Genomic DNA, 14,725 nt, shown 5'->3' on the forward strand with positions numbered 1-14,725 from the left:
TCGTCTTGATCAGCGATGCGCGAGAGCCGCGAGCCTGCAGAGCAGGGCGCTGTCGCCGAATGCGCCGGATTTCGAAATGGTGGCCAGCCCCTCGAAAACACCACCTTTGACTCTGGAGACCGGAAGCCCTGGCTCGATCTCGCATTCGACCGTGAGTTCGATGACGCCCAGGCTGTCGCACACCGATCGCAATGTTTCACCGCCGGTGACGAGTAACGTGCCGGGCTTTGGCAAGCCTGCGAGAAGCGAGGCAAGCACCTTGCCGATATGGACTGCGATGGCGTGGCGATCACCCGATGCAGCGACGCTGACGACCGACGGCTCCCCGCGCATCATCCTTTCCGCCAAACGCCTTCTCGCTTTGTCGATGTCGTGCTCCACGACCACATGCGCATCCTCATGCCTGGCTGCAAAGAGGGCTACCTGTCCCGCCGTGACCTCATGATTTGTGCCGACAAGAGCCAGAAATGGATCGGAAAACGCAGGAACAGGCTTGTGCGGCACATTCATGTGCCGTGCGAGTGCCGCCGCCAAGCCGCCAGTGCCGACCCACAATGTCGCTTGCTTCGGCACGGTCGCGACGATCTTGTCCAGGTCCGCATCCGTTTCGGCGTCGTAGAGTGTGATGAAATCAACTGGTTGCGACCCTGGTGCCGAACGCCCAGCCGCGAAGCGCTGGCCTAGACCGGCGACCAGGTCGGGACCTACCATTTCAGTTTGATCAAGCCGCCATTGCCGCCCAAGGCGCGTGGCGCGTCGCTGAAATGGGAACGCAGGTGCGATAACAACCCGCTGGTACGTTCCGTTGACGATGCAGGCCTCAATTTCAGCGATGACGTGGCCGCGCAAAAGGCTGTCGATCTTCTTGAAACTCAACTGTCCGCCGGCGAGCCATGGCGCAAGCGCCCGGTGTCGCTCGACCGCCGTCGCCGCAGGCCCCTCCCGGGTGGCGGTGTCGATAGCCATACGTCCCGCAAACGTACGGTCCAGCTGCCAGCTTACCCCAATGCCATTCCCAGGTGATGCAAAGGAAACCGCGCTATCCAGGGCGCCGGTCAAGTCGTCCGCGACGACCCGGATATCCGTAACCTCAGGAGTGCTCAACTTAACAACCCGAACGGCTGACGCGCACGACCTTGACGTCTACATCGAGCGTCCGAAGATTGGTGAGGTGAGCCGGATCGATGCCCTCGTCGGTAATGATCTGGTGGATCTCGGTCAGACGGCAGATCGTGCAAAAATTGGGGACAGTGAATTTCGAATGGTCGGCAAGCACGACCACACGACGCGCCGCGGCAATCATCGCCTGCTTCATTGCCGCAACCTCCAGCGAGGTCTCCGTGAGCATGTCTCCGGTGATGGCATGAGTGCCCAGAATGGCCACATCGGCGTGAATGGTCCGCAGGAAATTCTCGCCAGGCTGGCCGATCAGAGTAAGCGAACCAGGCTTGCAGGTGCCTCCGGGCATCACGAGACGCACTCCCGGCACAGGTGCAAGTATCTGCGCGATCGCAAGGCTGTTGGTGACAGCCGTAAGCGGGATAGGCGCCGCGGCGATAGCGCGGGCGACTTCCAGAACGGTCGTGCTTGCGTCGAAAATGACGCTCTGTCCGGCTCGAAGTTCCGACATCATGGCGGCGCCTATGGCCTCTTTCTCGGCTCTGGCGAATTGCGCTGCAGTGGCGAGATCCGGCTCGAATGTGGCCAGTTCCGTGCGCTGAAGCATTGCGCCGCCATGCGTCCGCTCCAACGCTCCTTGCCGTTCAAGCGTCTCGAGATCGCGCCGGATCGTCGAAGGCGAGGCGCCGATGAGATCGATGAGTTCCTGAACGCCGACGGCTCCTTCTCGTTTAAGGCATTCGAGGATGAAGGCGTGACGCTTGGCCGGAATCAGATCGACCCGCCCGCGTCCGCCATCGTCCTCCCATGCCCCGGCGGACACGACAGGCGCCACGTCCTCCGCTGTTGATTTTCGGACATTCCTTGCCACGTTCGTATCTCCGCATGGTCGCGACGCGCTCACCTGATTCACAGCGCACTCTGTGTCGCGAATATCACGAATCCCTCGGGCTAGCCCAATGATTTGTCACCCTGATGCGTGATTCCTATCATTATTGGCTGATTTTGACTGAACCTGGGAAACAGATATCGTCATTTGGCGGTTAACAAGCGAGCAATTTTGGTCAAACCGTCTAACAAGCGGCCTAAAGGCGGCGCGTTCCTTCTCGCCACCCTTCTCCGCAACATCCCCTTGATTGGTCAAGAATAGCTCTCCCAGGTCATCCACGGGGTGGTGCATGATGGAGATGTCGCCTGTCGGCACGCTCTGCACACTGAAGCCGCAATATGAGACGCTTACGGGCAAAGCCGGGCTCGATGGCCAGGGGAGGCGGGACTATCCGCTATTCCGCATCGAGATGAAGGTGACCGATGACGAGAACAAAGCACGGCCTGGGGACGGCAAGACCTTCGGGCGCGCCCCAAGTGAGGAGGCGGCCATCTCACGCACGAGATACAGCGGCGCTGGCGCCGGGAAAAGTACGGCGCCGACCTTCCAACCATTTGATTTAATTGGTGATCCCGACAGGAATCGAACCTGTGACCTACAGATTAGGAATCTGCCGCTCTATCCTACTGAGCTACGGGACCACGCGGCCAGACACATAGCCGCTTCGGATCGTTTCGCCAAGAGGCCGGCCGCATGCAATTCGGCCGGCTCCTTGCGCGGCGGGCCTCAAGCGGCCAGCGCGGTTTCCGCCAGTTTCACCCAGTAGCTCATGCCGTGCGGTATGGCTTCGTCGTTGAAATCGTAGGCTGGGTTGTGAAGACCGGCGGTGTCGCCATTGCCGATGAAGATGAAGGCGCCGGGGCGGGCTTCCAGCATGTAGGAGAAATCCTCGCCGCCCATCACCGGCTGGATGCTGCGGTGGACATGGCTGTCGCCGGCGACGTTTGCCGCAACGTCGCTGGCAAACACCGTCTCTTCGGCGTGGTTGAAGGTGACCGGGTAATTTGCCTGGTAGTCGACCTCGATCTTGGCGCCGAAAGCAGTCGCCAGTCCGTCGCAGATGGTGCGGATGCGCTCTTCGGACTTCTTGGCGATCTCCTTGCGCAAGGTGCGCACGGTGCCGGCGATCTCGGCCGATTCGGGAATGATGTTGTAAGCGTCGCCTGCATGGAACTTGGTCACCGACACCACCACGGCCTCGACCGGATCGGTGCTGCGCGAGGCAATCGTCTGCAGCGCGCCGACCAACTGGCTGGCGATGACGATCGGGTCGATCGTGCCATGCGGCATCGCGGCGTGGCCGCCGCGGCCCTTCACGGTGATGGTGAATTCGGCCGTCGCCGCCATGATCGGGCCCGGCCGGATGGCGAACTGGCCGACAGGCAGGCCCGGCATGTTGTGCATGCCGAACACTTTTACAATGTCGAAGCGCTCCATCATGCCGTCCTTGACCATCTCATTGCCGCCGCCGCCGCCTTCCTCCGCGGGCTGGAAGATCACCGCCACGGAGCCGGCGAAATTGCGCGTCTCGGCGAGATATTTGGCGGCGCCCAGCAGCATCGCCGTGTGGCCGTCATGGCCGCAGGCATGCATCTTGCCGGGAACGGTAGACGCATAGGCCTTGCCGGTGATCTCGTTGAGCGGCAGCGCGTCCATGTCGGCGCGCAGGCCGATGGTGGCGCCTTCGCCCTGGCGGCCGCGGATGATGCCGACGACGCCGGTCTTGCCGAGGCCGGTGACCACATCGTCACAACCGAACTCCTTCAGCTTTTCGGTGACGAAGGCGGCCGTCTTGAAGACGTCGAAATTAAGCTCCGGCGTCTGGTGCAGATGCCGACGCCAGCCGGCAACTTCGTCCTGCATTTCAGCGGCGCGGTTCAGGATTGGCATGATGGTTCCATTTCGTGGTTGGAGCAGCCGGCTTCAGCCTGGTGTTTTGCAACTGGGCCCAGTGTTCTGCAATTGTGCCCGTTTTGCAATTGTGCCGGGTGTTTTGCAATTGTGATTGTCAGGTGCTTTGCCATGTTGGCGTCACATAGGGTAAATAGCACCGCAACGATGCGGTCCGTTTTTTGAGGGACGGACTCCTTATGCTGGCGGTCACGTAACGAAATCTTACGGAGCCAGGGGCGATCAGGGCAAGAGGCGATTTCGGATTCGATCATGCGGCACAGGCATTTCCTCAAACTACTCTCGGCCGGCGCAATCGCGCTTTCGGTCTTGGCCGGGCCGGCGCTGGCCAATCCGGTGGTTGTCTTCGACCTGAAGAATGGCCAGATCCTGCAGCATCAGGATGCGTTCAAGCGCTGGTATCCGGCCTCGCTCAGCAAGCTGATGACCGCCTACGTGACCTTCCGGGCGATCGCGGCCGGCGAAGTCCAGCTTGATTCGCCGATCAAGGTGACCAAGCACTCCGCCGGCGAACCGCCGAGCAAGATGGGTTTCAAGCCAGGCTCGGTGATGCGGCTCGACAACGCGCTGAAGATGATGCTGGTCAAATCGGCCAACGACATCGCCATGGCGGTCGGCGAGAATGTCGGCGGCTCGCAGGCCGCCTTCGCCGAGAGGATGAATGCCGAGGCGACCCGGCTCGGCATGAACGGCACCCATTTCGTCAATCCGAACGGCCTCTACTCGCCCGACCAGTACACCACGGCGCGCGACCTTTCGGTGCTGGTGATGGCGATCCGCCACGAGTTCCCGCAATATGCGCCGTGGTTCTCCATCGAAGGGCTCGCGGTCGGCAAGAAGGCGATCCCGAACTACAATCTCCTGATCGGTCGCTATCCCGGCGCCGATGGCATGAAAACGGGTTTTGTCTGCCCCTCCGGCTTCAACATGATCGGTTCGGCGACGCGCAATGGGCGTACGCTGGTCGCGGTTGTGCTTGGCGAGAAATCGGCGGTCAGCCGTGCCGAGACCGCGGCAAGACTGCTCGACCAGGGATTTGACACCCAAGCCGCCGGTTCGGCCACTGTCGCGACGCTGGCGCCCTACGGTGACACGGTCTCGCCCAACGACATGCATGACGAGGTCTGCAAGAAAAAGACGCCGGAGGAGCAGTCCGAGGCGCCGCCGGCCGCCGCCGCAAAGGACGTGCCGAAATCACCCTACCAGGAAAAGCTCGACCATGTGCCGACGCTGGTCGCCGTCGGCCTCGGCGGCGCCACAGGTCCGGCGCCGAAGGCGATGCTCGACCAGGGCGGCCAGGAATATGCCGACGTGCCGATCCCGAGCTGGCGGCCGGATCGGCCAGCGCCGACCGGCGCCGGTCCGGCCGTTGCCGGTTCCGCCGCGCAAGGCGATCAGCCGGTCAAGGTCGCGAACTAACCTGATGAGCGGATTCCCGATCCCTGTCTCGGTGCTGACCGGCTTCCTCGGCGCCGGCAAGACGACACTGCTCAACCGGCTCCTGAAAGATCCGGCGCTGGCCGATACGGCGGTCATCATCAACGAGTATGGCGAAGTGGCGATCGACCATCTGCTGGTCGAGCAGTCTTCCGACGGCATCATCCAGCTTTCGGACGGCTGCCTGTGCTGCACCGTGCGCGGCGAACTGGTCGACACGCTGGCCGACCTCGTCGACCGGCTGCAGACCGGCCGCATCGCCCGGCTTGCCCGCGTCATCGTCGAGACAACGGGGCTTGCCGACCCGGCGCCGGTGCTGCAGTCGATCATGGCGCATCCAGCGCTCGTCCAGGCTTTTCGGCTCGACGGTGTCATCACGCTGGTCGATGCGGTCAATGGCAATGCCACGCTCGATGCCCATGTAGAGGCGGTCAAGCAGGTCGCCGTCGCCGACCGCATCGTGCTGAGCAAGGCCGACCTGGTCACCGATCCGGGTAACCTCGAAACGCTGCGGGCACGCCTGCGGCAGATCAATCCGGGCGCCGAGCTGCTTGACGCCGGCAATTCAGCAACAGGCGTGGCGGCGCTGTTTGATTGCGGCCTCTACAATCCCGCCACCAAATCCGCCGACGTGCGGCGCTGGCTCGGCGAGGAAGCGGCGCATGAGCACCATCATCACGGTCATGACCACGATCACGATCACAGTCATGATCATGACCATCGCCACGATTCCCGCGTGCGCTCCTATTCGCTCGTCCATGATGGTCCGGTGCCGTTTTCGGCGATAGAAATGTTTCTCGACCTGTTGCGTTCGACGCATGGCGAAAAGCTGCTGCGCATGAAGGGCGTGATCGAACTCAGGGAGGATCCGTCACGCCCGCTGGTCATCCACGGCGTGCAGAAGATCCTGCATCCGCCGGCGCGCCTGCCGGCCTGGCCCGACGGCCAGCGCGGCACACGGCTGGTGCTGATCACGCTCGATATGCCCGAAGACTATGTGCGCCGGCTGTTCGCCGCCTTCACCAACCGGCCGTCGATCGATACGCCCGACCGCGCGGCGCTGGAAAACAACCCGCTGGCGATCGCCGGGCTTTGAATTTCTACGATCGCTGTTCGCCGCGCTCGACCAGGAAGCGATGACCGCCGGAAACGGCCGACGTTTCCACCAGATGATGGCCGCTGTCGGCACAGAATGCCGGTATGTCGATGACGGCCAGCGGATCGGTGGTTTCGAGCCAGAGTCGACTGCCGGGCTCCATCCCGGCCAGGCGCTTTTTCGCCTTGAGCACGGGAAGCGGGCAGTTCAGGCCCTTGAGGTCATAGCTGGCGGTATCCGCGGTCAAGATTAAGCTCAGCCGCCGAACATGCCGAGCAGCTTGTTCTTCAGCTTTGTCACCCGGCTTTCATCAGCGCTCGCGGCCTGCGTTTCGGCGACCGGCGCGACATCCGTGGGGGCCGCGATGGTGGCGGTGGCGACAGGGGCTTCCTTCGCGGCCTTGGCCGCTTCCTTTGCAGCAACGGCTTGCGCCTTGGCAGCTTCCTTTTCGGCCAACGCCTGCGCCTTGGCGGCTTCCTTGGCTTGCTTGGCGGCCTCTATGGCCGCCAGCCGCTGCTCCTCGGCCTTCTGCTTGGCGGCTTTCTCGGCATCCAATGCCGCCATCTTGCGGCCGGCCGGCGAATCGATACGACCCATGCGCGCCGTCTCGGTCACCGAGCCGTCGGAATTGAGCGATGGCGGATCGATCGGCACGCGCTCGCCGCGCGCCCGGCGCTTCGACCAATCCGAAACGATGCTGGCTTCCTTGATGCCTGCAATGGTCGGCTTGGGCGGCGGCACGCTGGCCTTGAGCGCGCCGTTGAATGCAGCGTCGTAGGTGCTCTGGTAGGCGTTGTAGGCGCTCTTCAGCGAATCCGGCTGGGTGGTCGCCGGGCACGGTCCGGTCGGATCGAATGTCTGGCCGTCGGCGGCGACCTGGTTGAAGACGTAGCGCTTTTCGCAGACATCGACCTTCGGCGGCACCTTGGTAATCTCGAAATTATCGTAGCCGACCTTCAGCATCTTCCAGAATTCATAGTTCGGGTCGTTGCGATAACGCGCCATGTTGGCGGCGGTCATGCGGAACGGGAAGGCCTGGATCTGGAATTCGGTCTGACCGCCCTGGAAGGCGTCGCGGCCGAAGGCATAGATCTGCTCGATCTGCGCGTCGGTCATCGAGTAGCAGCCCGACGACGAGCAGGCGCCGTGCACCATCAGGTTCTGACCCGTGCGACCGTTGGCACGGTCATAGGCGTTGGGAAAGCCTATGTTGAAGGACAGGTGATAGTTCGACCTGGGATTCATCTGCGACGGACGCACCGTGTAGAAGCCCTCAGGCGCCTGGCGGTCGCCCTCGGTGTATTTGGGGCCGAGCTTGCCCGACCATTTGCAGATGTCATAGGAAGCGACGAGACCGTAGCGGCCGTCGGTCTTGGCCTTCCAGATCTCCAGCTTGCCCTCTTCCTTGAAGATGCGCGCCATCACCGAAGAGGTGCGCACCATCCCCTTGGCCCTCATGTCGGCCAGTATTTTGTCCGGCAGCGGCTTGTTGGCTTCCGGGGCAAAGTCCTTCATCGACGAATCATTGCAGCCGGCGACGGCTATCGAGGTGATGAGGACTCCGGTGCGGGCGAGCTTGGCAAACATGGATACGGCTATGTCTTTTCCCTCGGGCCAATGGCTTCAAAATGCCGGGCCCGCATGCTGAACACCCACGGACCGTAAGCCCGTTAACCTTGAAAATTCCTTACCGCAAGCCTCGGCCAACGCCTCGCGGCAATTTCATTGAACCGAATGCGACGGCATTTTTGTGGCGGAATCGTGCCTTCCCGCCACTTTGCCGTGTGGTGGCCGGGGCAATCCCAAGGCGATCACACGTTTTGACAGATCCGGATTTGCCGGGGACCAGGTAACGCTGCCGCCTTCGTTATGTCCACTGGCGGTTGGGAACTCGCCTGTTGCGCCGCTAGTGCTTGTAGTCGGGCCGCTTTGACCAGCGTCGGTCCCTCGTATTTTTCATCTCGGATCCCCGTAAAACGACAAGCTTAACTAGCCGCCGTTAAATCAGGGTGTCCATCGTGACCCAGTCCCCTAGAGGCTGCGGCCCATGGCCAGGTATTTCTCGCGGCGCTGTTCGCGGAAATCGGTGTTGGCGCCGGCGAATTCCTTCATCGTCTTGGCGATGAGGTCGCCGGTCGCGGCAATCACCTTTTCGGGCGCGCGCTGGGCGCCGCCCATCGGCTCGGGGATGATGGCGTCGATGATCTTCAGTTCCAGAAGATCCTGCGCGGTGATCTTCATGTTGGTCGCAGCGTCCTTGGACCGCGTCGTGTCGCGCCACAGGATCGAGGCGGCGCCTTCCGGCGAAATCACCGAATAGATGGCGTGCTCGAGCATGTAGACGCGGTTGGCGGTGGCGATCGCGATGGCGCCGCCCGAACCGCCTTCGCCGATGACCACCGAAATCGACGGTACTTTCAGCGCAAGGCAGGCCGAGGTCGAGCGGGCTATGGCTTCGGCCTGACCGCGCTCCTCGGCACCGACGCCGGGGTAGGCGCCCGCCGTGTCGACCAGCGTCAGGAGCGGGATCTTGAAGCGGTCGGCGAGTTCCATCAGCCGCACGGCCTTGCGGTAACCCTCGGGACGCACCGAGCCGAAATTGTGCTTCAGGCGGCTTGTCGTGTCGGAGCCCTTTTCCTGGCCGATGATCGCGACGGGCTCGCCGCGGAAGCGGGCAAAGCCGCCGACAATCGCCTGGTCCTCGCCGAAATTGCGGTCGCCGGCGAGCGGCGTGAAGTCGCTGAACAGGCCCTTGATGTAGTCGACGCAGTGCGGCCTGTCGGAATGGCGCGCCACCTGCACCTTCTGCCACGGCGTCAGTGCCTTGTAGAGATCGCGCAGCGCGTCGCGCGAACGCTTCTCGAGTCTGGTGATCTCATCGGCGACATCGACCGCCTCGCCGTTCTCGGCGAGCTTCTTGAGCTCGAGGATCTTGAGTTCAAGATCCTGCACCGGCTTTTCGAAATCGAGATAATTGTACATGCTTGAGCGGACCGATACGTCGGAAGGCAAGGACCGCGGAACCCTTGAAATCAAGGTTCCGGGCGGTGAAATGTTGTCCTCACATAGCGATATGAGGCCTAGTCGGCAAGCGGATGATGATCGTTGACCAGCCGCACCAGCCGCTCCTCCAGCACATGGGTGTAAATCTGTGTCGTCGATATGTCGGCATGACCGAGCAGCTGCTGCACCGCCCTGAGATCGGCACCATTCTGCAGGAGATGGCTGGCGAAAGCATGACGCAGCACATGCGGCGATATCTTGCCCGAAGCGATGCCGGCTCGCGCTGCCAGTCCTTTCAGGTCGCGGGCAAAGACCTGGCGCGAGAGGTAGCCGCTGTCCGATGCGGCCGGAAACAGGAACGGGCTGTCGGCGAAGGCCGGCACCCCGGCCCGGGCGGCTAGCCAGGTCCGCATCGCCGCGCGCGCCTTGGCCGACAGCGGCACCATGCGCTCCTTGTCGCCCTTGCCGCGCACCATGAAGAAACGGTCGTCGCGCTGCGCCACCGTCACCGGCAGGCCGACAAGCTCGGACACGCGCAAGCCCGTGGCGTAAAGCACTTCGACCAGCGCATGCAGGCGCAGGGCCGCCAGCCGGTCACCATTGCCGAGCCCGGCGTCGCAGGCTTCCTGCGCGGCACGGTCGATCAGCCGGCCGGTCTCGGCCTCGCTCATCGTCTTGGGCAGCGGCCGGCCCTTTTTCGGGCTGTCCAGCGTGCCGGTCGGATCGTCGCCGCGCAGACCCTCGGCATAGAGGAATTTGAAGAATTGGCGGATCGCCGACAGTTTGCGCGCTTGCGAGGTCGGCGCGAAGCCGCGCGCGGCGATATCGTCGAGATAGGCGCGGATATCGGCGACGGCCGCACCGGCAAGCCCGCCATCGATCTCGCCCGAAGCGTCTTCGAGGTCGCGCCGGTAGGAGGAAAGCGTGTTTTCGGCAGCGCCCCGCTCGGCGCTCATCATTTCCAGGAAGGCCTCGATGCGGGCGGCGCTGTTCATCCTAGGATCAGTTTCCTCGGGTCAATTTTTCTTGGGATTCAGCTTGTCCGGGGGGATGCGCACGCTCATCTCCGCTTTTTTCGGCTCGACGAACATCACCAGTGCGAACATCGTACCATAGGCAATGCCGGCCAGAATCGCGAGGGTCACGACAAAGCGAAACAGTGTCGGCATCAATTTTCGCTCGTCTTCTTGTTCTGCGTTTCCAAACCCTGTGCCCTTATGGGACGCCAATCCGACCAATTCAAGGACGAAGCGGAGGCCTGTTAGCAACTTCTGATGCAGGCGCCCATCCGCCCATATCGGGCCCCGGGCGCTCGGCACGCTTGACGCAAACCGGCTTTTCATGTCGATACGCCGGCAAAGAGGGCCCAAGAAACAGCTGATGAACGCGCACCAGGCAAATCCTCCAGGCGAGACCCACGCCGCGCTGCTTGGCCGGCTGGGCGGCAGGTCCATTGTCTTTGTCGGCCTGATGGGCGCCGGCAAGACGGCGATCGGCCGCAAGGTGTCGACCATGCTTTCGCTGCCCTTCATCGATAGCGACCAGGAGATTGAAAGCGTTTCGCGCATGACGGTGCCGGAGCTGTTCGAGCGCTACGGCGAGACCGAGTTCAGGGCGCTGGAGCAGCGTGTCATCCTGCGCGTGCTGGAAAATGGCCCGCAGGTTCTGTCGACCGGCGGTGGCGCCTTCATGAACGCGCAGACGCGCGAGGCCATCGCGGCCCATGGCGTGTCGGTGTGGCTGAAGGCCGAACTCGACCTTCTGATGGAACGGGTCTCCAAGAAGCAGAACCGGCCGCTGCTGAAGAGCGCCGATCCCCGCGCCGTGCTGGAACGGCTGATGGGAGAGCGCTATCCGGTTTATGCGACCGCTGATGTCACCGTGCCGACCCGCGACGACCGCAAGGAGATCATCGCCGCCGAGGTGCTGAACGCACTGTGCCGGCATTTCGGCATCGATGAAATCGCAGCGACGGGCGAGGTCGAATCGTGAGCGCGGATCAACCCGTCACCGTCGAAGTCGGGCTTGGCGACCGGGCCTACGACATATTGATCGGTTCCGGCCTTCTGTCGCGCGCCGGTGAGGAGATTTCTCGCCGGCTGCCGGGCACGCGCGCCGCTGTCGTCACCGACGAGAATGTCGCCGCCGCGCATCTCGATACGCTGAAGGCCGGGCTTGAGAAGGGCGGCATCCAGCCCACAGTCATCACAATGCCACCGGGTGAGAAAACCAAGAGCTTTGCCCATCTCGAAGAGGTGGTCGATGGCGTCCTGGCAGCCAGGCTGGAGCGCGGCGACGTCGTCATCGCGCTTGGCGGCGGCGTGATCGGCGATCTCACCGGTTTTGCCGCCGGCATCGTGCGGCGCGGCATGAATTTCGTGCAGATCCCGACCTCGCTGCTGGCGCAGGTCGATTCCTCCGTCGGCGGCAAGACCGGCATCAACAGCCCGCGCGGCAAGAACCTCGTCGGCGTATTCCTGCAGCCCAAGCTGGTGCTGGCCGACACCGAAGTGCTCGACACGCTGCCAATCCGCGAATTCCGCGCCGGCTATGCCGAACTCGCCAAATACGGTCTGATCGACCGGCCGGAATTCTTCGCCTGGCTGGAAGTGAACTGGAGACAAGTTTTCGCCGGAGGGCCGCCGAGGGCACAGGCGATTGCCGAGGCCTGCCGGGCCAAGGCCGATGTCGTCGCGCGCGATGAGTTCGAGACCGGCGACCGCGCGCTGCTCAATCTCGGGCACACGTTCGGTCACGCGCTCGAAGCCGCCACGCAATATGACGGAGCCCGCCTCGTCCATGGCGAGGGGGTCGCCATCGGCATGGCGCTGGCGCATCGGTTCTCCTCGCGGCTCAATCTGGCGAGTCCCGACGACGCGGTGCGCGTCGAGACGCATCTGCGCGCCGTCGGCCTGCCGTGGCGGATGTCCGATATTCCAGGTGACTTGCCCGATGCCGAGGCGCTGCTTTCCTTCATCAGCCAGGACAAGAAGGTATCGCGCGGCGCGCTGACCTTCATCCTGACGCGCGGCGTCGGCCAGGCCTTCATCGCCAAGGACGTGCCTGCTTCGGAAGTGTTGTCCTTCCTGAGGGAAAACCATCCCACCAGCCGGAAAGCCGGCTGAGATGGACAACGAGACGGGCTGGATCGTCGTCGCCGTCCTTGGCATCGTCATCCTGCTGGTCGTTGCCGTGCGCACGCGTCTTCTCGCCATGTTCGGCTATGAGCTGTCGCGAATCGAGCCGCAGCGGTCGAGCCAGGACGAATTGCGTGGCGCGGTGGACGATTTCCGCCGCGACGGCCAGGTGGTGCGCGAGGACCGCGACCGCGTCGGCGGCCTGTTCGATCTCGAAGAGCTCGAAGTCTCCGATATCATGGTGCACCGCACCAACATGCGATCGGTGAATGCCGACAACGCGCCGGAAGCGGTGGTGCGCGAGATCCTGCAGAGCCCGCACACGCGCATGCCGTTGTGGAAGGGCTCGCTCGACAATATCGTCGGCGTGCTGCACGCCAAGGATCTGCTGCGTGCGCTGAACGAAGTCGGCAATGATTTTTCCAGGATCGACGTGATGAAGATCGCCTCGAAACCCTGGTTCGTGCCCGACACCACGACCCTGCAGGAACAGCTCAACGCCTTCCTGCGCCGCAAGGCGCATTTTGCCATCGTCGTCGACGAATATGGCGAGGTCGAGGGGCTGGTGACCCTGGAGGACATCATCGAGGAGATTGTCGGCGAAATCGCCGACGAGCACGATGTCGACATACAGGGCGTCAAGCAGGAGGCGGACGGCTCCGTTGTCGTCGACGGCACGGTGCCGATCCGCGACCTGAACCGGGCGCTCGACTGGAATCTGCCGGACGAGGAGGCGACCACCATCGCCGGCCTCGTCATCCATGAGACACAGTCGATACCAGAGGAGAAGCAGGCCTTCACCTTCCACGGCAAGCGCTTCATCGTCATGAAGCGCGACAAGAACCGGATCGCCCGGTTGAGGATCAGGCCGGCCGGCGACGCTTAGAAACCGTAGACGTTCGGGATTGGCGCAGCCCCAACTTCGTCATCCACGGGCGGAGCAGCCGCGAAGCGGCGTCGCGGAGACCCGAGGATCCATGCCGCGACCCCGGCCGAAGGATGCGGCGGAGCAGAATTCTGGGCCACTGCAACGCATTGAAGTCGCGGCATGGATCCTATGGTCTGCGCCGCTTCGCTTCGCTCCTTGCTTCGCCATAGGATGACGACGTGATGGGCGTTTTCGCCAATCTCCAAGGCATGTGGTCCGTCAAGACAAGCACGTCCGACCCGCCAAGCCGAGGACCACGTTACCAATCCTTCATTGGAACTTCGTGGCGTCCCGGTGCATTTTGCGCGGGGCAGCCAGGAGAAAATGATGATCGATCGGCGAACTCTGCTTCTGGCTTCGATGGCGGCTTTTCTGCCGGCCACGACATTTGCACGCCAGTCGTCGCCATCTCCCAAAACCTTCGACTACGGCCCGGCCAAGCTCGATATCTACGCACCGGACGGCGCGAAAGGACTGCCTGTCGTCTTTTTCGTCCATGGCGGCGCCTGGGAGTTCGGCAAACGCAGCCAGGTGGGCGCCAAGCCGGCATTCCTGCTCGCCAACGGCTTCTGCTTCGTTTCGATCGACTACCGCATGCTGCCTGAGGCCGATGTCGCCACCCAGGCCAATGATGTCGAGAAGGCCTATGCCTATGTCAGGGCCAACATCGCCGGGCATGGCGGCGACCCCAAGCGCATTGTCGGCATGGGCCATTCGGCCGGCTGCCACCTGATCGCGCTGACCGGCATGCGCGGTGGATTGCCCGGCGTCGCCGGCCTGCTCCTTGACGATACCAGGGCCTATGACTTGCCGGCGCTTGAGAAAAATGGCGGCATGGTGCGGGCCTATGCCCGGGTGTTTTCCGATCGCTCGCAATGGGCGGCACTGTCGCCGGCCAGCTATGTCGCCGGCCGCAAGCATCCGCCGACCTTCATCGCCTATTCGCGCGCCGAGGGCCGTGGCGAGGAGTCCAAAGCCTTTGCCGATCGCCTGCGCGCCACGGGTACTGCGGTGACGCTGTTCGACGGCAGTGCCTATACGCATATGTCGATCAATCGCGATTTCGGCAAAGATGGTGATGCGCTGACCGCTGCCGCCTTGGCATTCCTCAAATCCGCGGCCCGCTGATAGCCGGCGACTTCCGCTCGGCCACTCCGGCAACTGGATCATGCCAAAAGCGGCGGCGGGATATTGCCGCGTGGACA

15 protein-coding genes and 1 tRNA gene are annotated in these 14,725 nt (G+C 63.1%); 6 read left to right on the top strand and 10 right to left on the bottom strand.

Features of this window, described 5'->3' with window-relative positions; all coding sequences use genetic code 11:
- Window positions 1–9: 9 nt before the first annotated feature.
- The 5 genes from EB231_RS08120 to EB231_RS08140 all read right to left on the bottom strand — a co-directional run bounded on the left by EB231_RS08120 (window position 10) and on the right by EB231_RS08140 (window position 4,173).
- Window positions 10–1,104, bottom strand: a complete 1,095-nt coding sequence (locus tag EB231_RS08120; protein WP_172348357.1) for a four-carbon acid sugar kinase family protein — start codon at window positions 1,102–1,104, stop codon at window positions 10–12.
- 1 nt (window position 1,105) lies between these two features.
- Window positions 1,106–1,990: a DeoR/GlpR family DNA-binding transcription regulator gene (locus EB231_RS08125; RefSeq protein WP_246740896.1), complete on the bottom strand. Its 885-nt coding sequence runs from the start codon at window positions 1,988–1,990 to the stop codon at window positions 1,106–1,108.
- Window positions 1,991–2,572: 582 nt separating this feature from the next.
- A tRNA-Arg gene (locus EB231_RS08130) sits at window positions 2,573–2,649 on the bottom strand.
- Window positions 2,650–2,734: 85 nt separating this feature from the next.
- Window positions 2,735–3,898, bottom strand: coding sequence for a M20 aminoacylase family protein (locus EB231_RS08135; protein WP_172348358.1), 1,164 nt, complete (start codon window positions 3,896–3,898; stop codon window positions 2,735–2,737).
- Window positions 3,886–4,173, bottom strand: coding sequence for a hypothetical protein (locus EB231_RS08140; RefSeq protein ID WP_172348359.1), 288 nt, complete (start codon window positions 4,171–4,173; stop codon window positions 3,886–3,888). Before EB231_RS08140 ends, EB231_RS08135 begins: the two co-directional genes overlap by 13 nt.
- Between EB231_RS08140 and EB231_RS08145 the strand changes: the two genes are divergently transcribed.
- On the top strand, window positions 4,172–5,338 hold the full coding sequence (locus tag EB231_RS08145; protein ID WP_172348360.1) for a D-alanyl-D-alanine carboxypeptidase family protein: 1,167 nt from the start codon (window positions 4,172–4,174) through the stop codon (window positions 5,336–5,338). The genes EB231_RS08140 and EB231_RS08145 overlap by 2 nt on opposite strands.
- Window positions 5,339–5,342: 4 nt before the next feature.
- Window positions 5,343–6,452, top strand: coding sequence for a CobW family GTP-binding protein (locus tag EB231_RS08150; RefSeq protein ID WP_172348361.1), 1,110 nt, complete (start codon window positions 5,343–5,345; stop codon window positions 6,450–6,452).
- 4 nt (window positions 6,453–6,456) lie between these two features.
- On the opposite strand, the gene EB231_RS08155 is transcribed toward EB231_RS08150, so the two are convergent.
- From EB231_RS08155 to EB231_RS08175, 5 genes are all read right to left on the bottom strand, one after another.
- Complete coding sequence (locus EB231_RS08155) at window positions 6,457–6,699, bottom strand: sulfurtransferase TusA family protein (protein WP_172348362.1); 243 nt, start codon at window positions 6,697–6,699, stop codon at window positions 6,457–6,459.
- A gap of 8 nt (window positions 6,700–6,707) precedes the next feature.
- Window positions 6,708–8,039 (bottom strand): L,D-transpeptidase family protein, encoded by a 1,332-nt coding sequence (locus tag EB231_RS08160; RefSeq protein WP_172348363.1) that lies wholly within the window; start codon window positions 8,037–8,039, stop codon window positions 6,708–6,710.
- Window positions 8,040–8,483: 444 nt separating this feature from the next.
- Window positions 8,484–9,434, bottom strand: coding sequence for an acetyl-CoA carboxylase carboxyltransferase subunit alpha (locus EB231_RS08165; protein WP_140608701.1), 951 nt, complete (start codon window positions 9,432–9,434; stop codon window positions 8,484–8,486).
- A 98-nt stretch (window positions 9,435–9,532) separates the two neighbouring features.
- Window positions 9,533–10,450: a site-specific tyrosine recombinase XerD gene (locus EB231_RS08170; protein ID WP_172348364.1), complete on the bottom strand. Its 918-nt coding sequence runs from the start codon at window positions 10,448–10,450 to the stop codon at window positions 9,533–9,535.
- A 21-nt stretch (window positions 10,451–10,471) separates the two neighbouring features.
- Window positions 10,472–10,624: a hypothetical protein gene (locus tag EB231_RS08175; RefSeq protein ID WP_056575994.1), complete on the bottom strand. Its 153-nt coding sequence runs from the start codon at window positions 10,622–10,624 to the stop codon at window positions 10,472–10,474.
- Between the two features lie 211 nt (window positions 10,625–10,835).
- On the opposite strand from EB231_RS08175, the gene EB231_RS08180 reads away from it, so the two are divergent.
- The 4 genes from EB231_RS08180 to EB231_RS08195 all read left to right on the top strand — a co-directional run bounded on the left by EB231_RS08180 (window position 10,836) and on the right by EB231_RS08195 (window position 14,648).
- Complete coding sequence (locus tag EB231_RS08180; RefSeq protein ID WP_172348365.1) at window positions 10,836–11,447, top strand: shikimate kinase; 612 nt, start codon at window positions 10,836–10,838, stop codon at window positions 11,445–11,447.
- Window positions 11,444–12,580, top strand: a complete 1,137-nt coding sequence (gene aroB / locus EB231_RS08185; RefSeq protein ID WP_172348366.1) for a 3-dehydroquinate synthase — start codon at window positions 11,444–11,446, stop codon at window positions 12,578–12,580. The genes EB231_RS08180 and aroB overlap by 4 nt, the downstream gene beginning before the upstream one ends.
- A gap of 1 nt (window position 12,581) precedes the next feature.
- Window positions 12,582–13,478, top strand: coding sequence for an HlyC/CorC family transporter (locus EB231_RS08190; RefSeq protein ID WP_172348367.1), 897 nt, complete (start codon window positions 12,582–12,584; stop codon window positions 13,476–13,478).
- 369 nt (window positions 13,479–13,847) lie between these two features.
- The gene (locus EB231_RS08195; protein ID WP_172348368.1) at window positions 13,848–14,648 is read left to right on the top strand and encodes an alpha/beta hydrolase; all 801 of its coding nucleotides are present in this window, start codon (window positions 13,848–13,850) and stop codon (window positions 14,646–14,648) included.
- Window positions 14,649–14,725 lie beyond the last annotated feature (77 nt).

The organism is Mesorhizobium sp. NZP2298, assembly GCF_013170825.1.
GTDB lineage: Bacteria > Pseudomonadota > Alphaproteobacteria > Rhizobiales > Rhizobiaceae > Mesorhizobium.